This is a genomic window from Microcoleus vaginatus PCC 9802 (genome assembly GCA_022701275.1).
Taxonomy (GTDB): domain Bacteria; phylum Cyanobacteriota; class Cyanobacteriia; order Cyanobacteriales; family Microcoleaceae; genus Microcoleus; species Microcoleus vaginatus_A.
This window is the reverse complement of the sequence record CP031740.1, coordinates 3736028-3758647: the sequence shown is the minus strand read 5'-3', so window position 1 is coordinate 3758647 and position 22620 is coordinate 3736028. Positions and strand designations below refer to the sequence as shown.

Here is a 22620-nt window from a genome sequence, read left to right as displayed (position 1 = left end):
AGAGAAGAGAGCGAGCGTTCTCGCGCTTGTCCCACAGTCCGCCGGGGGTTTTAACCCCCGTCTCATAGCTAAAGTCGGTTAAAACCGACTGAAAGACTCATAAAATAAAAGTTTTAGACAAATATTTCAGTCCTCTTCAGAGGACTTTAGCTATGAGACAGGGGTTTCAACCCCTGTCGGTCTGGCGGGCTGGCAGACAACATGAAAAACGCGAAAATTCCCCAAGTTATGAAATGTAAAAAGTCTATTAAATATCCACTTAACAGAGCTATGAAATTAAACCGATTTACAAAATATTTAATTGTATTCGCTCTAATATTACTATCTACAACCACACTGAGTTATACAACATCTATTCGCGCCCAGGAGCCGCCACAAGTGCAAACTACCCAACCAGAACCAAACCCAGTAGTACCTGAAAGTATTTTCATGAGTCAACTTCCCCGTTCCGCGCGACTGGTTGACATCCGCACCGTAAATCCCAACATTCGCCTCGATATCCGATACGCCACTACTAACAATTTCTTGAAACGAAAGCTTTACCCTATATCGAAATGCGCTTTGAGAAGTTCTGTTGCTCAACAGTTAGGGCTAGTTCAAACAGATTTGGAAAAAATCGGATTGGGTTTGAAAGTTTACGATTGCTACAGGCCTTTCTCTGTCACTAAGCAAATGTGGCAAGCTTGGCCAGATCCGCGCTATGTTGCTAATCCTGCTAGGGGTTCGCGGCACAATCGCGGTGCTGCTATTGATTTGACTTTAGTCGATCGCACGGGCAAAGAATTAGAAATGCCCACACCTTACGATGATTTTACCGAAAAAGCTCACGGAGATTATCAAGGCGGCAGCGCGGAATCTCGGAAAAATCGTCAAGTGCTTAAGAATGCGATGAAAAAACACGGATTTATCGGTATCACAACTGAATGGTGGCACTTTGATTCGGAAGATTGGCAGAAATTTGCGATTCTTGATATCTCGCTTTCCGAGATTCCTTAATTCTACTATTTATTAAAAGTCGCCGATTGGGAGAAGACAAGGCACTGCTTTATCCCTACTGATCTCAGGAAAATTATCGCAATTCAACAGAAAATTCGTATTCGTATCCCCGGAAATTTGAGTCTAATTGTAATGTGTAATTGCCTGTGACTGGCACTTTTCCAGTCCACTCTGTTTCATTGCCTTGATAAGGATCTCCGGCTAAAAGTTTGCCACGAGGAGTTATAATTTGCGGGAAAACTTCTTGCCGATTCCTAACAGTCATTGTTTGACCTTTTCTAGCACGAATCCGGTAAGAGTGGCTGCCGCCGCCGATAATTCGACCTTTGACGATCGCCTCATCTCCTCCCGGCAGAAAATTAATCTGCTGGTTGACGTTAGAACAACTACTTTCGGTGCGGTTTTTGGCAATCCAACCGGGCGGATCGGTAATTCGCAGCCAACCGTTTTGTTCTTCAGCAACTGAAACAAAGGTATTATTTTTCAGTTTTCCTACTATGTTGCTGCCCCTTACCTGTGGGATCGATCGCACATTTAGCGGTGGATTCGGATCGCTGACTACAGCCTGGCTGATTTTGCAACCGGAATTTAGCGGTGTGACAACTACTGGCTCAACTTTTGGCGGGGAGACTCCTGCAACTAGCGAGGATTGAACAGCCGGGGTTTTTGCAGGTTGGGGTGGGGATTTCGGAGATTCTGCAGCCTGGGTTTGTGCTTGCAGAGATTTTGGTGGTCGAGATTCAGCGTTGTTCGTCGGCCCTGCAATCTGGTTTCTGGTGGATGCCGGGGATTCTGCAAGGGGAAGATCGGATTGTTTCATGGCACCCGACTGTATAGTTGCAACAGCCACTCCCACCGCTGTTGCCAGTCCTGCTAAGCTGACTGTGATGATTTGACCCTTAGTAAATGACATAAAAAACCCTCTCTGTATCTATACTAATAATTTTTGTTTGGGAGTTGGGGCGATCGCCAGTTAATTTATGTGGAAATACCTAGTGCGGGCCACAGGGTCAGGATTTTTATATAAAATTTCCGATCCATAAGTGCCGCAATAATTTGAGTCAATAATATATACTGGACGCCTATACTGATGGTAATCTTGCTCTGGGTTATTTGCGCGCAAATTTGCGAAGGTAAGCGTTCAGCGCGAGGTACATAAAATGTCAAAATTGATTCCTCTGAGATTACAACCGCCTCGCGATCGATTGTTGGAAGAGGTAAAGCAGGAAGTCCAAGCAGGGCTCGCGCAGTCTTTGCACGCCGCTGTACTGGCTAACCTCAGTCAAGACTCGTCGCCTCTTGGTGTTAACCGCTGTTGGGATGTGGAAGTGAAAGCGGGCAACCGTCCGAGTTTTCGGCTTCCTCCCAAAGCCAGCATGGCTAAAGTGTTCGATCGCAGCGGCGGCAAATTGGTAATTTTGGGAGCCACGGGTGCAGGCAAAACTACGACGCTGCTAGAATTAGCTCGGGTGTTAATTTCCCGCGCCCAAAAAGATGCTAGTTTGCCAGTACCAGTGCTGTTTGAACTCGGATCGTGGAAAGCAGAATCCGGGGCGATCGCAGATTGGTTAATTGCTCAACTTCAGTTCAAATACGGCATCTCTCCTGCTGTCGGCAAAAAATGGGTCGCCGAACAAAAATTGCTACCTCTCCTCGACGGATTGGACGAAGTGGAAACCCACCGCCAAAATATCTGCATTCAAGCAATCAATCAGTTTGTTGAAAGCGAATTTAAACCCAAACATTTAGTAGCTTGCAGCAGTTTTGAAGCTTACAAAAACTGCGATACTAGATTTCGCCTGCAAGCAGCGGTTTTATTGAAACCTTTAACAGAAAGTCAAATTCAAAATTATCTGCTAGAAGCTAGAAGCCGCGAACTTTGGTACAGCATAGAGCGCGAGCCGGAGTTGTTGAAATTGGCAAAAGTCCCCTTGCTTTTGAGCATGATGGCTCTGGCTTACGACGATATTTTAATCGAAGCTTGGAAGCGCATAACTTCTGCCGAAGAACAGCGCAAATATCTCTTAACTGCCTATATTCGCCACCAAATCACTGGACAAGTCAAGCAGTATCCCAGAGGTAAAGAACTGCGGCCGGAACAAATTCGCCACTGGCTGGGATGGTTGGCCAGAAGAATGGAACAGCAAGGAATTCAAGAATTTTACCTCGATCGCATACCGTCTAGCTGGCTGCAAACAGCCCATGAACGGCGCAAGTATCAGTTTGGAGTTAAGCTGCTTGGCGGGCTGATTTGGGTGATTTTGGGATTAATTGCAAGCCTAGTCTCCGGGTCGATTTGGGGATTAATTGCGGGCGCTGTTGCTGCGGTAATTAGTGCTTTGTTGCCGGGACTTCCCGGGATTGAAAGTTTTATCTTGCGCCTCGTGCTGTGGTCGAACGGCTACATTCCTTGGGATTACAAGCGTTTTCTCGATGCTGCGACCGATCGCTTGTTGCTGCAAAAAACTGGCGATCGGCGTTATCGATTTATTCACGATTTATTGCAAAAACATTTTTCAGAGATATAAATGCCGGAACTTGACAAAAACAAATATAATGGATGTAACTGTGAAGGAGATTCCAATATTCGACAAGCAAAAGGAAACTCAATGACTGTAAAATTCATTCTGAGCGAATACGTTGACAAAGCAATGGCTCAGGCTATGTATGACAAACTTGAAGATCATAGCTTTGTTGGGAAAATTCCTGTTTGCAAGGGAGTCATCGCCTTTGGTTCAACTTTAAAAGAGTGTCAAAATGAGTTGCGCTCAACTTTGGAAGACTGGATTTTGCTAGGGTTGAAATTGCGACATCGAATGCCCGTCATTGACAATATTGATTTAAATCAGGAGCCTAGCCTTGAGCCGTTGGACACCTTGTAAGCGTCGAGAGTTCATCCAGAAATTACAACAGCTAGGCTTTTCGGGTCCTTTTTCTGGAAGTAAACACCAGTTTATGATTTATCAGGAGTATCGCTTAACGATTCCCTCTAATGATGAGTATTCTGTCCCTCAGCTACGGATGATGATTCGGGAGGCGGAGGAGATTATAGAAAGGCAAATTCCTCTTGAAGAATGGAATAGCTTGTGAACTACCACACACTCATCCTAAAAAAATGTTAGTGGTATTTTGGCCATTTGAAATAGCTGTTCCGCCGTAAATTCTAATCCCTCAAAAAGTGGCTCTTTTAATAGGGTATCTCCCCTATAAGTTGGCGGTGGTGCATCGGGGTAAAAAACTGTAATGCTTCTCGCCTTGCTATCTACTATCCAAACCCGCAATACCTTAGCATCTAAATAATCTCTCGCTTTAGCAGCTAACTGACCGAAAGTTTGTTCGGGTGAAATAATTTCTATGACTAATTCCGGGACTACAGGACAGGCTTCATCTTGATTCCAGTCAGGAGATAAGCGTTGGTAAGAAACATATAAAAGGTCTGGTACTGGCACCCTGTCTCGCCCCTGGCGGGTTAATTTCACCGCCCATTCTACACCAATTTCTCCCCGTTCGTCACCCCACTGTTCGAGGAGTTTTATTAGGCTTCTGGTGAGGCGAGAATGAAATTTTTTAGGTGACATTTTCGGTACTGCTTGCTCGTCAATAAGTTCGTAGGTAATATCGCCTTCTCCTTCGGGAAGAGTGAGAAACTCTTCCAGAGTGAGTTGAGTTTTTGTCTGGAGCATAATATTCCTCTGCGGTGGGCAGGCAAGTTAGTATTATTTTAACTTAAATATTCATTGACATAATACAAATGTTATGATAAAGATTGGCCAAGTCTCAGGTTTTAACTGTCAAATTTGCGATCGCCTCCTCATCCACACCCCCAAAAGGTTAAGATTCTAGTCTGACCCTCCTGCAATCATTGCTTAACCTCCTATGGCAGAAACCTTATTGTTCAACGCCCTCCGCGAGGCGTTAGACGAAGAAATGGCCCGCGACTCCGCCGTATTCGTACTCGGCGAAGACGTAGGTCAATACGGCGGTTCCTATAAAGTCACCAAAGACCTCTACAACAAATACGGCGAACTTAGAGTGCTCGACACCCCGATCGCCGAAAATAGCTTTACAGGCCTGGCAGTAGGCGCAGCAATGACGGGACTGCGGCCGGTCATCGAAGGCATGAACATGGGCTTTTTGCTGCTGGCCTTCAACCAAATTTCCAATAACGCCGGAATGCTGCGCTACACATCCGGCGGCAACTTCAAAATGCCAATGGTAATTCGCGGGCCAGGTGGCGTGGGCCGGCAACTCGGCGCGGAACACTCCCAGCGGTTAGAAGCATATTTCCAAGCTGTACCGGGTTTGAAAATAGTTGCCTGTTCGACTCCCTACAACGCCAAAGGACTCTTAAAATCAGCCATCCGCGACGATAACCCCGTTCTGTTTTTCGAGCACGTCCTTCTTTACAACCTCAAAGAAAATTTGCCAGAAACAGAATATTTAGTGCCGCTGGACAAAGCAGAAATTGTGCGATCGGGCAAAGATGTCACAATCGTGACATATTCGAGGATGCGGCACCACGTCATGCAAGCCGTACCCGCCCTGGTAAAAGAAGGTTACGATCCTGAAGTAATCGACCTAATTTCTCTCAAACCCCTGGACATGGAGACGATCGGCGCATCCATTCGCAAAACTCACAAAGTAATTATTGTAGAGGAGTGCATGAAAACAGGAGGCATCGGTGCCGAACTAATTGCTTCGATTAGCGATCGATTTTTTGACGAACTCGACGCACCAGTTTTGCGGTTGTCTTCACAAGATATTCCCACACCTTACAACGGTAATTTGGAAAGACTGACAATTGTCCAGCCTACTCAAATTGTCGAAGCCGTCCAAAAAATGGTAGCATTGCGAGTATAAATAGTCATCAGTCATTAGCCATTAGTCATTAGTTATCACTCTTTGGTTGTTCCCTAAAACTAACGATATTTGCCAGCCGGACATTAATGCTAAAACACGGATGCACAAATTGATTATTCCTTCCACCTAACTACTGACCAATGACTAATGACTAATGATGAATGACTAATGACTAATAATTAAGTATGCAAAAACAACGTTCCATATTAGCGCTAATTTTTGTTCTAATCATCGCCGCCATTACTGTAATAGTAACAATTCCGACGCGGCTGGGATTAGACTTGCAAGGAGGGTCGCAACTCACCATTCAAGTAAAAACTACCCCCACAATTCCCAAAATTGATCAGGGAATGTTAGAAGCAGTGCGGCGGATTGTCGAAAACCGGGTTAACGGTTTGGGTGTTTCCGAAGCATTAGTCCAAACAGTAGGAGAAGACCAAATTCTCGTGCAGTTGCCCGGAGTAAATGACCCGCAGCAAGCAGAACGAGTTTTGGGCGGCACGGCAAAGCTAGAATTTCTGGAACAACTGCCCGGAACAGAAACACAATTAGCGATTGAGAGGCAGTTGCAGCAGGAATTGCTGGTCAAACAAGAAGAATTGAAAATTAGCCCGAATGAGGCAGCTATTAAAGAAAATCAGGCTGCTTTGAAAAGAAGTAATGACGCGATCGCCAAACTCTTCAAAAGCACCGGCCTCGGTGGCGAAAACCTCAAAGACGCTCAACCTCAACCCTTGGCGGCTGGGAACAACTGGAACGTTGCTCTTGTTTTCGATACCAAAGGAGGCGAACTATTTGCCCAACTCACTAAAAATTTAGCCGGCACCGGACGCAGTATCGGTATTTTCCTAGACGAAAGAATGATCAGTTCTCCAGTCGTCGGCGTTGAATTTGCCCAAGCAGGAATTACTGGTGGAAGTGCCGTAATTCAAGGCAACTTTACAACGCAAGAAGCCAACGATTTGGCAGTGCAATTGCGGGGCGGTGCTTTGCCGGTGCCTGTCGAAATTGTAGAAAACCGTACGATTGGGGCTAGCTTGGGTAAAGACAGCATTCAAAGCAGTATTAACGCAGGTATAGGCGGCTTAGTTTTAGTCTTGATTTTCATGGTTGCCTACTATCGACTCCCCGGCGTAATTGCCAATATTGCGCTGTTAATTTATGCTCTGTTAACTTGGGCAGCTTTTGTGCTTTTGGGAGTGACATTAACGCTGCCGGGAATTGCTGGTTTTGTACTCAGCATCGGGATGGCCGTGGATGCTAACGTGCTGATTTTTGAGCGCACGCGGGAAGAGTTGCGGGCCGGGAAATCGCTTTATCGATCGGTCGAATCGGGTTTTTACCGCGCTTTTTCCAGCATTTTAGATGGCAACGTCACAACGGTTATTGCTTGTGTTGCTTTGTTCTGGTTGGGCGCTGGTTTAGTTAAAGGGTTTGCTGTAACTCTGGGATTGGGCGTAGTAGTGAGTATGTTTTCTGCTATTACTTGCAGCCGCACTCTACTTTTGGTAGTGTTGAGCTTTCCGGCGCTGCGAAAACCTCAGTGGTTCTGTCCCAATTTGTCGAAAACTGCTAATAGTTAACTGTTGTTATTAGTTATTAGTTATTAGTTATGTGTTAGTTAGCTGCTACTAATAACCAATAACCAATAACTACTGACTTCTTCCTTCAATCCGTTACATCCGTTACACAATCCGTTGCCGAACTTCCCTCTTCCTTCAAATTATGAAATTCAGTGTTATCAAACAACGATCGCTCTGGTGGAGTATTTCCGCCGCTATAATCCTTGCAGGTATAGTGTCGATGGCGATTTCTTGGACTCGTCCCGACATCCGCGCACCGCTGCGCCCCAGTTTAGATTTTATCGGCGGCACTCGGCTGCAATTTGAACTCGACTGCACGAAACCGGAAAATTGTAAACCCATCGATATTGCTGCTGTCCGCGAAGTCCTGGACGCCCAAGGTTTGGCAGGCAGCAGCATTCAAGTTATCGGCCAAGAACAGCGAGGTTTGTCGCTGCGAACGAAAACTTTGGATGTCGAACAGCGGACTAATTTGCAAACAGCTTTGAGCGAAAAGATAGGCGTTTTTGCTCCTCAATCTACTCAAATTGATACGGTTGGGCCTACCCTCGGTAAACAATTATTTACTTCGGGATTGTTGGCTTTATTTCTTTCCTTTGCTGGAATTACGGTTTATCTAACGTTCCGGTTTCAGTTGGATTACGCCTTTTTTGCTTTCGTTGCTCTGTTCCATGACGTGTTGGTTACTCTTGGTGTTTTCTCGTTTTTGGGTTTAGTTCAAGGAGTGGAAGTTGACAGTTTATTTGTGGTCGCGCTCTTGACAATCATCGGTTTTTCTGTTAACGATACAGTGGTAATTTACGATCGCGTGCGAGAAATAATCAAGCTAAATCCGGGACAGTCGATCGATCAAATTGTCGATGATGCTGTTATGCAGACCATGGGAAGGTCAATTAACACGACTTTTGCTACTCTCCTGACACTGTTTTCCATCTTTTTGTTTGGCGGCGAAACCCTCAAATACTTTGCTTTAGCATTGATTGTCGGCTTTATTGCGGGTGCGTATTCGAGTATTTTCATTGCCAGTACCCTGCTAGCTTGGTGGCGCAGTCGCACGGCCCACTCTATCCCCGTCCCCGCAGAAGGAATCAACCAGTCAGAGGAAGTTTAATTGTCATGGCTCATCAGTCATTAGTTATTAAGCTGCTGACTGCTGTTAACGGTTAACTCAGGACTAAGGCAAAAAAATGGTTTGACACGCCACTTATAGCGGTAAGCTGCGCGCTGGGTACCCTAAATACTAATGACTAATAACTAATGACTAATGACTAATGAAAGCGACGCAAATTTTCAAATTGAAGTCCAAAGGCTTCACAAACTAACAGTTTATGGCCGATGGTTAACTGTGATATTACTGTGGATTAGCGTCGGTTCTTTGAGCATTTGGGGTTTGCGCCGCGAAATCGCTTTGTGGTTAGAACACTTCACTTGGGCGGCGGTGCGCTACGGTTTATCTTTTAATCGCTGGCCAACTCTCGGTTTGGGTTTGTGCTTGGGAATGACTTTAGCAGTGCTAACTTGGCAAAGTCGCAATATGGTGCGAGGATTGCCCCACCGGGAAAAACAGGGTTTGGAACAACAAGTGCGCCGCATTCGCCAGCGTGGGCCGAGTCATCCTTTGTGGAAGTGGGTTTGCAAAGGTTCGCGGTAGCGATGGGCTTTTTTCTTTAGTTTCAAGCGAGAAAAACGAAAGTTTGACTCTTAAGCGGTTTCAACCGCCTAGTCCCTAACTTTTATTCCTTCTTCCTTCTTCCTTCTTTCTTATTCCTTCTTCCTTCTTTCTTCTTCCTTCTTTCTTCTTCCTTCTTCCTTCTTCCTTCTTCCTTCTGTTGTATCACGCAAAGCGAGGCAAAATATGTGTTACGGAAGACTGTTGAAGCGGAATTTCGATCGCAAATTCTGCTCCTTTTCCCGGTTCCGAAAAGCACTTCAATTCGCCGCCGTGTTGGTTGACAACAATTTCATAGCTAATCGACAGTCCCAAACCCGTTCCTTGGCCGACCGGCTTAGTAGTAAAAAAAGGGTCAAACAACCGCTTCCGAACATCTTCTGTCATCCCCGGGCCGTTGTCATAAATTTTAATTATTACCTTTTTTTTCTCAATTAACTCCGTGCGAATCCGAATCGTAGGAATCAGGCGGGTAGACTTAGAAACTGATGATTGAGTCTTTGTACAAGACTGCTTTTCCTCGCCGGATTGCGACTTGTTCGGGCTTTTTTTATCAACATTTTCGTGTTTGTTCGACTCAACAAGAGCGTAAATGGCATTAACTAAAATATTCATAAATACCTGATTGAGCTGTCCGGGGTAGCAGTGCACCAGCGGCAAGTCGCTGTATTCTTTGTGAATTTCTATCGCCTCCTGCCCCGGTTTCCCTTTAAGCTGGCTTTGCAAAAGCATAATCGTGCTGTTGATCCCTTCGTGAATGTTGACCTGCTTCATTTGAGCTTCGTCTAACCTGCAAAAATTCCGCAGCGACAAAACGATGTCGCGCACTCTTTCTGCACCTTGCTGCATAGAATTGAAGACTTTCGGCAAGTCTTCTAGCAAATAATCGAGTTCGATTTTTTCTGCTTCCGCTTCAATTGCTGCGATGGGTTCGGGACAGTGCTGTCGGTAAATGTCGAGCATCCGCATTAAACCTTGCGTGTACTCTTTAGCGTGGTGCAAATTGCTATAAATAAAGCCGATTGGATTGTTAATTTCATGAGCTACTCCTGCTACTAACTGCCCCAAAGAAGACATTTTCTCTGTTTGAATTAGTTGAGTTTGAGTGCGCTGAAGTTCCAGCAAGGCAAGTTCTAGCTGTTGGGCTTGATGTCTCAATTGCGCTTGCGACTCGCGCATCGCCACTGTTGATAACTCGTGAATTTGCAACTGAGAAAGCAGCAGTTGATGTACATCTAAAAGTTTGTAAGTTTCGGGTTCTACTTGTACTACAATGGGTTCGTGGATTAGTTCGGGCGATCGCTCCAAAGACTGCCGCACTGCCGTCATAATTGAGGTTTCGCGATCGAGAACCAACATATCCGTTTTAGTAAAACGGTAGAGTATAAACAAAGGCTGTTGAGAAAATAACTCCAAACTGTAGGGGCGGCTCATGTGTTCAAAATAACGCCGCCGCGAAATCATCCCTATAAACTTTCCTTGCTGAGTGATGATGATGCCGGGAACTAAAGGGTTTGCTTGAAAAATTTTAGCAACTTCGTTCCCCGCACACTCAGACTCTAGGAGAAAGTCGTACAGGGTTAATTCCTGTAGAGTCGATCGCAAACCAAGCGGTGATTTCAGGGGACTCAACCCGTCATTTTCATACACTGCTCCCTCCTTTGGTAATTGACCGTAGCGGTTGGCTGCTGGAGTATTGCTTACTATTTGTACTGCACTTTCTATTTTTTTTATAGCTATGAAATCAACTCTACTCGGCTCGCTCAAATTGAGTTAATTCAGCAGAATTTTTGGGATATTAAATCGTGCGGGTGTCACCCGAAACGCTATTGCAGGTTAGATTTGTTGAACAGCAGACACTCCTTTGAAACCTAATTATGTAGTAAATTTGACAGCTCCAAGATTCTACTAATCCGAATATAACAGTCATAACTATTTTTAATGTTTGATGACCTTAATTTGGTTCCGATTGATAGACATCTGCGACCTGTGGTAGTACATTTGGTATTACCCCTTGCGTAAAATTATATTACAATAAGACAAGAATAGCGACAAATTGGCTGCCGATCGCCCGATTTTAAAATTCAGGCAAAACAGGTTTCCGGCAATTGCCAATGAATCTCAATTGTCAGTTTTTTTGCACCAATGCCGATCGCACTCAACCCGGGGATTGTATTGTAGGTAGTCTTCCCGCCCGGGACAGCCGATTACGAGCAATTTGTCAAGTTCGGCAGCTTATACTTTACTCGCGTCGAGCCTGCAAAGCTTCACCGACGAATTTTTCCCAGCCGATGCTAAAGTTGTGCGATCGCAACTAAAACTCACATTCCACACATCCGCTTGATGTGCCTTAAAAGTTTACAGAAAAGTACCGTCGGGCCACGAACTTGAGATTCAAACTCGGTCGCTGGCCAATCCGACACGGAGAATCAAGAGGAAGCAGAAAGAAATAATTCTATTTTACCCGACTTTTCCCCAACTTCAACTTCAATTTGAGGAAGTTGGTTTGGTCACGATAATATTTCGATCATTATTATTTCTCCTCCCCCTTGATTTTAGGCAATTCTCATTAGAAACTCTAAGATGTTGATTTGAGGAACCTCGCGGGGTGGGGTTTGGTTGGGCGATCGCACTGAGCTAAATTGAAATGACATTTGAGGAAAGTAAGTGACGGTTTCCATGTGCGGTTTCCCGAAGTAGAGGTGGTAACTATATACACGGCGGGACGATCGTACTTTCAGTACAATGTCACTATTTCAATCGGTACACCTGTTGAGTCTGAGTCTCTGAGAGTGTGAAAGTCCCTTTAATCATTGGGCTGCCTGGATCAGAGGTTTTTGAAGAGTGGGGCGGTGCGAGGCCCAGAAGCAGACTGTTAACCAAGCGGCACTAGGGAAGTCGGCAGCTAGGGCCTACCGAGGAAGGATTTTAGGCGATCGCCGTTAAACATCAAGAGAAAAAAGCACGATCGCACCAACAGCAATATCACCCAAAAGAATGATTGATCGACAAAAAGTTACGTGTTATATTTCTAAATAATTCTATACAAAAATACTTTTACCTAAAAGGAGAACAAAAAATGGACACCCCTACAGAGCGCCTACAAGAACCGGTCGGGACAAGAGAACTCGAATCAATACCTGTATCTGAAAAAGTTTCTTCCCAAAAAGTTAGTGAGGTTAATTTTGAAACGACTCCTTTAGAAACCCCAGCTTATAGTAGTCAGCAAAAAATTAGCGTCGAGGAGGTGAAAATTAACGGCGACGATTTGGTTGCTAAAGTAAAAGAACTGATTCATGAAGGAAATATCCGCCGCATCATTATCAAAAATGAAGAGGGACGGATTTTGGTAGAAGTTCCTCTGACGGTCGGAGTAGTCGGTGGAGTCATCGGTGCGGCCTTGTTTCCAGTCATTGCAGCAGTAGGAGCGATAGGTGCATTAGTCGCTCACATGACTATCATCATTGAAAGAACCGAGTAAAAAAACTCAGTTGTTAGTAATAGCTGATGTCCGGTTAATTTCCCGTAATCAACCTTGTTGGTAGTGAGTAAGACCCTCCTCTCTTTATGAATGAGAGAAAGATGGCCTTTATTACTACTAACTTAATTGTGGTTATCTAACCGGACTTAAACAAACTTCAAGCGCAAACGGGCTGGGTAAGTAGCTGGCGATTAACCGTTACTACTCCCTTCAGTTTTTTCCCGATTTCTAGGATCTATTACCTTCCCAGTCTGGTTGTAAAGTTGCCACTTGTAACGGTGCAATGAATCATCTAAGATGAGGTTAAATCCTTGCCTGATCGTGGTTGGATGACACTGATTCATTACCTCCAAGTGGCGTTGATTCATTTCAGTGAATGACCAAGGCGCTGCGCTTAAAAAATGGTGTAATTTGTGGTAAGTTACTCGGACGGCGTGTGCCACCATCGGCGAGAGGTGGTTTGGCTCACTTTCTCCCAATAATTCGCCTAAATAGTTCCTAAACTCCCGTTTTTGGGCTTGATGACGAAAGATATCGTCAAATATTGGACACCATTTATAAAAGCAGGGGGGCATTGCGGCGGGGGTTGTCTCTTTCATTGCTCATCTTTTAAGTTTATATGCTTGCATAGCAAGTATATAAACTCATTTAGCCTGTATTTTTTGTTTAAGTCCGGCTAATCCTATTCCTTTGGAGGACTCAGACAATCACTCGGAGGGTAGAGCCTGGTTAATGCGTTGGTTAGTTAGATTCGATACAGATTAAGGAAAAGCCAAAAGTTCTCTAAACTGCCTAAGCATTAAGCTCTTAAGCATTTAAACTGGGTATGACTAAAACCCCCAAGGTTTACACATGAATCTTGACTGAATCTTGAGTGAATCTTGACTGCATCTTGAGTGAATCTTGGCTGAATCTTGACAGTGAATCGAAGTAAGTGATTTAAATGCTGAACAGCTTAGCTCAAGTTTTCAAACCAGAGCATCTCCTACAGACAAATATTTTTTGAATAGTTGTGGCGAAGATAATTATGAAACCTAACGAAGAAAATAGCTCTAGCCGTAAAATTCATCAAGAAGTTCACACAGATGCAACTAACGGTCACGTCAGTACAACCCGAACTACTACAAGTGTTCCGAGTACAACGGGGAAAGCTTCTAAAGAAGCAGCTCATCACCAAGGTTATGTACAGGGTGAAATGGCGGAAAACCACCGCCAACTTGGAGTCCAAGAAGTCCGCGATAATGAGAATGCAGGTCGTGGGTTACTGTTAGGGATTCTTCTTACTTCTTTGGCAGGCTTAGTTCTGGGCGGTGTATATTACTTCAATCGGGGTGAGGAGGCTCCTACTCCTACTGCTGCTCCTGTGATTGTTGTACCGAAAGCGAATCAACCTTCAGCAACACCTGCTCCGACTCGGACTATAGAGAGAGAAAAAACGATCATTCAAAAGATTGTTCCGGTTCCGGTTCAACCATCTCCAGTTCAAAAGGCTACGCCTGCTCCTCAACCAAGTCCAGCTCAAAAGGCAACTCCGGCTCCTCAACCAAGTCCGGCTCCCAATATCAATATTACAATTCCAAATTCACAGCAGCAAGCAGCACCGTCTCCATCTTCGCCGTCAAATAATACCAATACTACGGTTCCGACTCCGCAGGATGAGCCAGTTTCCACTCCGCCAACTCCAGCACCTGAGAGTTCAGCTACTCCATCTCCCACTCTAGATGAGGGCGCTCCTGGAGCAGGTACCAGCGGCGAAACTAATACGGAAAGCCAGAGCGATTCTAATCCTACGGGTACGGCTGTACCTGAGAGCAACTCTGGCGCAGAGGGTGCGACTGGTTCACCGCAATAGAAGTTGGATGTCGAATTAGCCCGCCAGGGGTTCAAACCCCAGACTCATAGCTAAAGTCCTTTAAAGAGGACTTTTTTTTATGGTTTAAACTGAGATCTTGCACCATTGTCAATAAGCCTCTTATGGGCGGGCTCTCCTGCCCACCCCACAAGAAAACTCATTTTTTGTGGGACAGGCCCGAAAGCCTGTTAAGCGAGAATGGTGCAACATCTCAGACTAGCCGGACATTGTGGCTCAACTCAAGAAACCTGGTTTCTGCGATGGAAAACGTTTTAAGATTGTGCCAACCTATCCTAAGAAACAGTTTGGTGAACTAATTTAACTTTCCCTAAAGCCGTCTTCCTGCTGTCAAAGAGTTTCATCACGCCGGAGGAGATGGTTTCGATGACATCGGGAGCGCAGTAAGAGAGAAACTCTTCGGAGGAAGTAGGATCTGCAAAAAACTCTTGAGCTTTCTTCAACAAGTTTTCAGTTTCAGCAAAGCCGATAGATTTGATAATAAACGTACCTACGGGAGAGTTTTTAATATCATAGCGAGATTCTTGATTTCGTCCTACTGCTAACAAATTTAAAACCTCTCTTTCTAACTGACTTTCTAATGGGTAGGCGCTCTGTTTTTTGGGCAAGTAATCCTCCAAAACCGCTGTTTTAGATCCGGGTGCGCGCAATTCTCCCATCATAGTTGAAAGCGGAATCTCGCGGCCCAAACGGTAGGAAAGAGCTTCTAAAATGGCGATAGTAATTAGCTTGATACCCAGATAAACTTTAGCAACGGCGATATTTTTCCGAGTTCTGGCAATCAGGTTAGCGTAGGTTTCATCGTCCGGCTCTTGCCTAAACTGCTGGAAAACCAGTTCGGGTGTGAGGAACTTCAAAAATCCTTCCATTTTTTGCAGAGACTTGCGATATTCGGCAACAGTATACAAATTGGCATTGCCCAATTCGTGGTTGGTTTCTGGCATCAAGTTCCAGGTATTGTCTAAGAAATTAGAGGAATTGGGAGAGGCAAAATTCTCTACATCCCGATTTGCTAACCTGACCGCTCGCTTGACAATTTCTACGGTTTGGGCCTCGCTCCATGCCAAGTTAAAATCGCGATTCGCACTTACCAAACGCTGGTGCAACAGTTCGATCGCGCTCAAACCACTGGGCGAAACCGGGCGAAAAGGAATAGTAGCCTCAATGCAAGCTGTTATCTCAGCGATCGTACTAGCTGGCAAAAAAGGCTCCAAACATTTGGCAGCAATAACGGCACTCAAAAATTCGTTTTGACCGGCAAACGGAGAGAGAGCCTTGCCGGGAATAAACCCAAAGACTGAGGCCACTAGGTGATACATGGCATCGTCGGGCAGTTCGCTTTCATCTCTAATAACTAACTGCGATCGCACCTCTTTGACAAACTGCGATGGCACCTCTTTGACAAAAGGACAAAGGGCGCTGCTAATATTGAAACTAACGCCCTGATCGACTTGCACGTACACGAGGTCGTGAAACAGCGCAGCCAGCACCTCGATCGGATCGACTGACCCCCCGACCTCAAAAATGTGTTCCGACGTGTGAAAGTAGCGCCAAGGCCCTCTCATCGTTTGAATGATTAGCTCAGCTATCTGCTCCAGCTTTGGAATGTCTACTCGACCTCCCAATTGCTCGATCGAGCTTACCAAGCAATCCAAGCACCGTTTTTGTTCTGCGAAAAGCTCCATTTACACACCTCCAGTGCATTCCCTGATTGTCTTGCGCTTGATTGCATGGTATCAAAACGCGCTGCGATCGTGCCATGATTCGTAACTCAAAAATTGCCAATTTTAGGGTGAAACAGGGAGAGGGGGCGAGGAAAAGAGGAAGAACGAGGAAGAGCGAGGGAGAGGGAGGGAGAGGGAGAGCGAGAAATTAAATATTAAAAATTCGGCCGTTGTGGAGATTAGGGCAACTTCGGCGATCGGTATCATAAATTACAGTAAATATGACAAAAAGTGGGTAAAAAATTGATGAATTTTTGATGAAATTATGAGGAATTTTTGACAAAAGCTGTGCCTGGGTAGCATTTACACCAGCTTCAAACTGCGGTGGTATAAATACTGCATCCGACCTCAGAATAAGATTCGTAGACCTGCTGATAAACCTCTTGACCTTTGGGCTGATACACTTTAGTTGAGTAGCTTTCGGGAAATCGATCTAAAGCTGCCTCGATCGCCACTTTAACTGCTGCCTTGGTTTGCTGTCGCCTCCCCCAATCTAATACTAACAGAACTTACACAACTGTGACCAGTGATCCTGGCATCATGCACCACCAAATCCGACAAAAAACATGGGGACATCGGGGCGTTTCACTGGCTCAATTAAATAATTGGACAACCTCAATCGAGCTTAAATACCTCCTTACTCCCTTAGTGCCTTTCTGCTGGGACTTCGTATGTTTAGAAGCGATTTCAATCGCCTAATCAATTGTTAGATTCCCACCTTCTTTCAGAAGTCGGGGCTCGGGGAGATGGTGTCTTTTGAGCCGCTGTTTACTGCATCCGATCGATCGTGCGATACTGCACCGCCTCCCCCACATGATTCGTTTTCAAGCTTTCATCCCCCGACAAATCAGCAATAGTTCTAGCAACCTTCAAAATGCGATCGCTCGCCCTCGCCGAAAGCCCCAACTTCCGAATCGCCATCTCCAATAAATTCCGAGAAGCCTCATCCAACTGACACCATCTGTTAATGTGACTGCTTTGCATCTCCGCATTACAGCGCAAACTAGATTCCGACTGAAAACGGCGAGTTGCGAGCTCTCGCGCCCGCTGCACCCTCACCCGCACCGGTTCCGACTCCTCCCCCGTCGGCTGTCGCGTAATTTCCTCGGGTTTCAAACGATTAACCGCCACTTGCAAATCAATCCGATCCATCAAAGGCCCCGAAAGTTTTGCCCAATATTGCTCCCTCTTTTGCGGCGAACAAGTACACTGTTGAATCGAATCGCCGTAATAACCGCAAGCGCAAGGATTCGTACTCGCAACTAAAGTGAATTGCGCCGGAAACATCACCGATTGTCTAGTTCTAGAAATCGTCACATAACCATCTTCCAGCGGTTGCCGCAAAAACTCCAAAACATCTCTTTTAAACTCAGTTAATTCATCCAAAAAAAGAATGCCGCGATGTGCTAAGGAAATTTCCCCCGGACGCGGAAAACTGCCGCCACCTACCAAAGAAGGGCCAGATGCCGAATGGTGAGGACTGCGAAAAGGTCGATCGCCCACCAAGCTTCCCTTATCCTTCAATAACCCAGCCACCGAATGAATTTGAGTTACATCCAAAGCTTCCTCAAAAGTCAGCGGCGGCAAAATACCCGGCAAACGCCTCGCCAACATCGTCTTACCGCTCCCTGGCGGCCCCACAAAAATTAAATTGTGTCCCCCCGCCGCCGCAATTTCCAAAGCCCGCCGCGCGTGAATTTGCCCCTTTACATCCTTTAAATCTAAACCCGGAAACCGCGTTTTTGCTAACTCTTCTCGACCGTTTACTTCTACAGGCGAATAAACTTCAGGATTGTTTAAAAAATCAGTAACAGCAAAAATATTCTCAAAACCATAAACAGATATTCCGTGCACCAAAGCCGCTTCCGGCGCGTTACCAGCCGGTACCACCAACCCCGAAATACCCATTTTTTGAGCAGCAGCGGCGATCGGCAAAACCCCAGCCACAGGCCGCAAACTCCCATCTAAAGAAAGTTCCCCTAAAAACAAATAATCTCCCAAAAGTTGACCGCTGACTTGTTCCGATGCTGCCAAAATGCCAATGGCGATCGGCAAATCAAAACTCGGCCCCTCCTTTCGCAAATCCGCCGGAGTCAAATTAATCACAATACTCCGCATGGGAAAAGCATATCCCGAATTTTTTAGCGTAGCCCTAACCCTTTCTTTAGCTTCTTGCACCGCAGAATCGGGCAATCCCACAACGACGATTTTTGGTAGCCCCCCTGACACATCAGCCTCAACACCCACCTTTACCGCGTCAATTCCAACGATCGATGCACTCCAAACCCTAGCAAGCATTTTTCTTTATCCTTAATTTGCCTGTCCCTGATTCATCATCTATTATGATTAACAATGACTAATGAATATCGGAAGAGGCAAGAAAAACTTTTCCTTGCCTCTTCTTTTTCTCCTCTTCCCTCTCTCCTGCTGGGTCTTCCCTCTTCCCTCTTCCCCTTCCCTCTTCCCACTTCCGCCTTCTTCCCTCTTCCCTCTTCCTTCTTCCCTCTTCCTTCTTCCTTCTTCCTTCTTCCTTCTTCCTTCTTCCTTCGTTAACACCCATGACAACTCAAGAAACGCTTTTCAGCAAAATCATCCGCAAAGAGATTCCAGCAGACATCGTTTATGAAGACGACTTGGCCCTCGCGTTCAGAGATATCCATCCGCAAGCACCCGTCCACATCCTAGTCATTCCCAAACAGCCTATTGCCAAATTAGCCGATGCCGAGTCGGGAGATCATGCTCTCATGGGACACTTGCTGCTGACTGTCAAACGGGTAGCAGAACAACTCGGACTTAGCAACGGCTATCGCGTCGTCATTAATAGCGGCAGCGACGGCGGCCAAACTGTAGACCACCTGCACCTTCACATTCTCGGCGGACGGCAGATGAAGTGGCCCCCAGGCTAAAGCCTAATTTTTACGCAGAACTTGCGGACTCATCCTCAGAAACCCGGTTGATTTCTATTGCCAAGCGCCTCAGAAACCGGGTTTCTTTTTTCGTCAATAAACCGGTGGATTGGAGATTATTGAGAATGTAGCGCGATCGCACTAGAAACCCGGTTTTCCCTATTCTCCCTATAAAAATTTCCCCTCGCAGAAGTCACCAATTATAGGTTAATAAATATTAAAAATTATCTCTTCAAGACTTAATTAACAGATATTTAGATAGAAAGAGAATCGACCTGAACAAAAATAATTAGCTCGAAGTGCTGGATTAACCTACCGATAATAAATTCAGTTCTTCAGGTCGCTATATTTAACGTGTTAGGGGGGTAATATTACTTTGTAAAAAACAATAAATATTTATCAAGAATCCAATTTTTGTAAATGTTTGTAAAATCTTTTAATTGTCAGCAGTAATCCCTTGGCAAACTTTAGTGAATGATGTTACTAATATAAGCGTGGGGCATCCCCACAACGAACCTTGAAAATTCAATTAAGCCATCATAAACCAAATGACAACAACCGTACAGCGTCGCGAAAGCGGCAACGTTTGGGAACGGTTCTGCGAGTGGGTAACTAGCACAGACAACCGCATTTATGTGGGTTGGTTCGGCGTCTTGATGATTCCCACCTTGCTGAGTGCCACCATCTGCTACATCATCGCCTTCATCGCTGCTCCTCCTGTGGACATCGACGGCATCCGCGAACCAGTTGCAGGTTCCTTGATGTACGGTAACAACATCATCACAGGTGCTGTTGTTCCTTCTTCAAACGCAATTGGTCTTCACTTCTACCCAATCTGGGAAGCAGCTTCCCTCGATGAGTGGTTGTACAACGGCGGCCCTTACCAATTGGTAATTTTCCACTTCCTGATCGGTGTATTTTGCTACATGGGTCGTGAATGGGAATTGTCCTACCGCTTAGGTATGCGTCCTTGGATCTGCGTCGCTTACTCTGCACCAGTTGCAGCAGCAACCGCAGTATTCTTGATCTACCCCATCGGACAAGGTTCTTTCTCTGACGGTATGCCTTTGGGTATCTCCGGTCAATTCAACTTCATGATCGTGTTCCAAGCCGAGCACAACATCCTGATGCACCCGTTCCACATGTTGGGAGTTGCTGGTGTCTTCGGTGGTAGCTTGTTCTCCGCCATGCACGGTTCTTTAGTTACCTCTTCCTTGGTTCGTGAAACAACCGAAACTGAATCTTTGAACTACGGTTACAAATTCGGTCAAGAAGAAGAAACCTACAACATCGTCGCAGCCCACGGCTACTTCGGTCGGTTAATCTTCCAATACGCGAGCTTTAACAACAGCCGTTCTTTGCACTTCTTGTTAGGTGCATGGCCAGTTGTCGGTATCTGGTTTACCGCTTTGGGTATATCGACAATGGCGTTTAACTTGAACGGTTTCAACTTCAACCAATCGATTATCGACTCGCAAGGTCGCGTGATCAATACTTGGGCTGATGTCATCAACCGCGCTAACTTGGGTATGGAAGTAATGCACGAGCGCAACGCTCACAACTTCCCTCTCGACTTGGCCGCCGGGGAAGTCACCCCAGTAGCAATGGTTGCTCCTTCCATCAACGGCTAAGTTTTAGTTTTTGATTAACAAAAAGCGCTCCTAGAAATAGGGGCGCTTTTTGTTTTGGCAAGTAGAATTTGAGAGATTTTTTTCTGTTAAATCCCATACACTGCGCGTGGCCGAGCTTCCTTCTTCCTGATTAATCTGATATATTAATTAGGAATTATTATTTTTGGCAATCATCCAAGTGGCGATATTTAACAGGCACAAATTTGAAAAACTCGCGGTTCATAAATCCAAAACATTAGCCTGGGCGATCGCATTTTTTAGCGGCATTTTGATGGCATTGACAACCGCCCCAGTAAATGCTTGGCTATTGGCTTGGGTAGCCCTAGTTCCCCTCTGGATTTTGGTTGTTAGTTATGAAAGGCCTCTTCAAGAAGTAAAACAACAAAAATTCTTCCTTCTTCCTGCTTCATTCTTCCTTCTTCCTTCACTCTGGGGAATTGGCTATCACGGATTAGCTTTATCTTGGATTAGGGGAATTCACCCGATGACTTGGTTGGGAGTTCCTTGGTGGCCGAGTTTGGCGATAGCACTTTTTTGCTGGGCATTCATCACCCTCTGGGGAGCCGCCTTAGTCGCCGTTTGGGCGTGGCTATTTGTAATTCTCAACTCCCTCACTTTACCCGGGAAAAATTCAATTCTTATTCTTAACTCCCCCCTTTACAAGGGGGGGCTGGGGGGGTAGCTCTAAATTTTCAGCCGTAACTCGCGTTTTAATTGGCACAGCTTTGTGGTGTGCCTTAGAAAGTATTTGGAGTACAGGTTCGCTGTGGTGGACATCCCTATCATATACGCAAAGCCCGCACAATTTAGCAATATTGCACCTCGGTCAACTCTCCGGGCCCAGCGCAGTAACAGCCGCTCTTGTAGCAGTAAATGGCTTAATCGCCGAAGCTTTTATTGAAGGAAGAAGGAAGAAGGAAGAAGGAAGAAGGAAGAATTGGATTGCTTATATTTTGCCTGCTAGTTTGTGTGTAGTTTTGCATATTGTGGGATGGAGTTTATACAACCGTCCTTTGAATCAAGAAGCTGCAACCGCTTTAAAGATTGGCATTATTCAAGGAAATATTCCTAACGAAATTAAGTTTGACTCAGGGGGTTGGGCGCGCGCTTTGGAAGGTTACACCAATGGATACAAAGAGTTAGCGGATAGAAAAGTCGATGCTGTGTTAATTCCAGAGACGGCTTTGCCTTTTATCTGGACAAACGAGTATCAACGTTCTACTCTTTCTTTTTATCAAGCTATTCTCGAACGCGGCGTTCTGGCTTGGGTGGGAGGCTTCGGCCAGCAAGACAATAGTATCACTAACAGCTTATTGGCGATCGATCGCACGGGAGAAATTATCGGCCGCTACGATAAACTAAAGCTAGTGCCTTTAGGCGAATATATCCCTTTTTACGAAATCTTAGGCGGGATTATTAATCGGCTTTCTCCCTTAGATGCTCATTTAGTACCCGGCAATTCTCAACAATTGTTTGATACGCCGTTTGGTCGCGCCATTGTCGGAATTTGTTACGATTCTGCGTTTGCGGAAATTTTCCGATATCAGGCGGCTAATGGAGGCGAATTTATGCTCACAGCTTCCAACAATGCCCATTATAAACCGCCAATGTTGGCTCAACATCACGCTCTCGATGTGATGCGGGCAATTGAGACAGATAGATGGGCAGTTATTGCCACTAATACGGGTTACTCTGCTTTTGTAAATCCTCGTGGCGAGACGGTTTGGAAGTCGGGAATTAATACCTATGAAGTCCGAGATGCTACTATTTATCGGCGGCAAACTCGGACTTTGTACGTGCGGTGGGGAGATTGGCTGACGCCTTTATTGTTAGTAGGGGCTGGGTTAATGCGGTTTATTGTTAAAAATTAACCAGTAGGTTATACCATTTTCGATTTTCG

Annotated in this window: 18 protein-coding genes and 1 pseudogene; 13 read left to right on the top strand and 6 right to left on the bottom strand. The window is 45.5% G+C overall.

The window, feature by feature from the left end; genetic code table 11:
- The first annotated feature begins 270 nt into the window (after positions 1 to 270).
- Positions 271 to 996 (top strand): peptidase M15, encoded by a 726-nt coding sequence (locus D0A34_15285; GenBank protein UNU20058.1) that lies wholly within the window; start codon positions 271 to 273, stop codon positions 994 to 996.
- Between the two features lie 73 nt (positions 997 to 1069).
- Here the strand turns inward: D0A34_15285 and D0A34_15280 are convergent, their stop codons facing one another.
- Positions 1070 to 1909, bottom strand: a complete 840-nt coding sequence (locus tag D0A34_15280; GenBank protein ID UNU20057.1) for an SH3 domain-containing protein — start codon at positions 1907 to 1909, stop codon at positions 1070 to 1072.
- Positions 1910 to 2156: 247 nt separating this feature from the next.
- On the opposite strand from D0A34_15280, the gene D0A34_15275 reads away from it, so the two are divergent.
- Positions 2157 to 3524, top strand: a complete 1368-nt coding sequence (locus D0A34_15275; protein ID UNU20056.1) for an NACHT domain-containing protein — start codon at positions 2157 to 2159, stop codon at positions 3522 to 3524.
- A gap of 81 nt (positions 3525 to 3605) precedes the next feature.
- On the top strand, positions 3606 to 3878 hold the full coding sequence (locus D0A34_15270) for a type II toxin-antitoxin system HicB family antitoxin (GenBank protein ID UNU22315.1): 273 nt from the start codon (positions 3606 to 3608) through the stop codon (positions 3876 to 3878).
- A gap of 225 nt (positions 3879 to 4103) precedes the next feature.
- Here the strand turns inward: D0A34_15270 and D0A34_15265 are convergent, their stop codons facing one another.
- Complete coding sequence (locus tag D0A34_15265) at positions 4104 to 4679, bottom strand: Uma2 family endonuclease (GenBank protein ID UNU20055.1); 576 nt, start codon at positions 4677 to 4679, stop codon at positions 4104 to 4106.
- Positions 4680 to 4872: 193 nt separating this feature from the next.
- Between D0A34_15265 and D0A34_15260 the strand changes: the two genes are divergently transcribed.
- From D0A34_15260 to D0A34_15245, 4 genes are all read left to right on the top strand, one after another.
- Positions 4873 to 5856 (top strand): alpha-ketoacid dehydrogenase subunit beta, encoded by a 984-nt coding sequence (locus D0A34_15260; protein ID UNU20054.1) that lies wholly within the window; start codon positions 4873 to 4875, stop codon positions 5854 to 5856.
- Positions 5857 to 6041: 185 nt separating this feature from the next.
- Positions 6042 to 7439, top strand: coding sequence for a protein translocase subunit SecD (secD, locus tag D0A34_15255; protein ID UNU20053.1), 1398 nt, complete (start codon positions 6042 to 6044; stop codon positions 7437 to 7439).
- 142 nt (positions 7440 to 7581) lie between these two features.
- A complete protein-coding gene (secF, locus tag D0A34_15250; GenBank protein UNU20052.1) occupies positions 7582 to 8550 on the top strand; it encodes a protein translocase subunit SecF in 969 nt (322 codons plus the stop codon).
- Positions 8551 to 8703: 153 nt separating this feature from the next.
- Positions 8704 to 9090 (top strand): hypothetical protein, encoded by a 387-nt coding sequence (locus D0A34_15245; protein ID UNU20051.1) that lies wholly within the window; start codon positions 8704 to 8706, stop codon positions 9088 to 9090.
- Between the two features lie 183 nt (positions 9091 to 9273).
- Here D0A34_15245 and D0A34_15240 read toward each other — a convergent pair whose 3' ends face one another.
- Positions 9274 to 10758: an ATPase gene (locus D0A34_15240; GenBank protein ID UNU22314.1), complete on the bottom strand. Its 1485-nt coding sequence runs from the start codon at positions 10756 to 10758 to the stop codon at positions 9274 to 9276.
- A 464-nt stretch (positions 10759 to 11222) separates the two neighbouring features.
- Here D0A34_15240 and D0A34_15235 point away from each other — a divergent pair, with 464 nt between their 5' ends.
- Complete coding sequence (locus tag D0A34_15235) at positions 11223 to 11426, top strand: hypothetical protein (GenBank protein ID UNU20050.1); 204 nt, start codon at positions 11223 to 11225, stop codon at positions 11424 to 11426.
- A gap of 761 nt (positions 11427 to 12187) precedes the next feature.
- Positions 12188 to 12589 carry a DUF4342 domain-containing protein gene (locus D0A34_15230; GenBank protein ID UNU20049.1) on the top strand — a complete coding sequence of 134 codons (402 nt, stop codon included), beginning with the start codon at positions 12188 to 12190 and terminating at the stop codon, positions 12587 to 12589.
- Positions 12590 to 12780: 191 nt separating this feature from the next.
- On the opposite strand, the gene D0A34_15225 is transcribed toward D0A34_15230, so the two are convergent.
- On the bottom strand, positions 12781 to 13188 hold the full coding sequence (locus D0A34_15225; protein UNU20048.1) for an IS701 family transposase: 408 nt from the start codon (positions 13186 to 13188) through the stop codon (positions 12781 to 12783).
- Between the two features lie 428 nt (positions 13189 to 13616).
- Between D0A34_15225 and D0A34_15220 the strand changes: the two genes are divergently transcribed.
- Positions 13617 to 14441, top strand: a complete 825-nt coding sequence (locus D0A34_15220) for a hypothetical protein (GenBank protein ID UNU20047.1) — start codon at positions 13617 to 13619, stop codon at positions 14439 to 14441.
- A gap of 293 nt (positions 14442 to 14734) precedes the next feature.
- Here the strand turns inward: D0A34_15220 and D0A34_15215 are convergent, their stop codons facing one another.
- Entirely contained in the window at positions 14735 to 16144 is a 1410-nt protein-coding gene (locus tag D0A34_15215; protein UNU20046.1) for a hypothetical protein, read from the bottom strand.
- A gap of 807 nt (positions 16145 to 16951) precedes the next feature.
- Positions 16952 to 18481, bottom strand: a complete 1530-nt coding sequence (locus D0A34_15210) for a magnesium chelatase (protein UNU20045.1) — start codon at positions 18479 to 18481, stop codon at positions 16952 to 16954.
- A 260-nt stretch (positions 18482 to 18741) separates the two neighbouring features.
- Here D0A34_15210 and D0A34_15205 point away from each other — a divergent pair, with 260 nt between their 5' ends.
- The 3 genes and pseudogenes from D0A34_15205 to D0A34_15195 all read left to right on the top strand — a co-directional run bounded on the left by D0A34_15205 (position 18742) and on the right by D0A34_15195 (position 22591).
- Entirely contained in the window at positions 18742 to 19089 is a 348-nt protein-coding gene (locus D0A34_15205) for a histidine triad nucleotide-binding protein (GenBank protein ID UNU20044.1), read from the top strand.
- A gap of 548 nt (positions 19090 to 19637) precedes the next feature.
- The gene (gene psbA, locus D0A34_15200) at positions 19638 to 20720 is read left to right on the top strand and encodes a photosystem II q(b) protein (GenBank protein ID UNU20043.1); all 1083 of its coding nucleotides are present in this window, start codon (positions 19638 to 19640) and stop codon (positions 20718 to 20720) included.
- Positions 20721 to 20991: 271 nt separating this feature from the next.
- Positions 20992 to 22591 (top strand): annotated as a pseudogene (locus D0A34_15195) (apolipoprotein N-acyltransferase).
- Positions 22592 to 22620 lie beyond the last annotated feature (29 nt).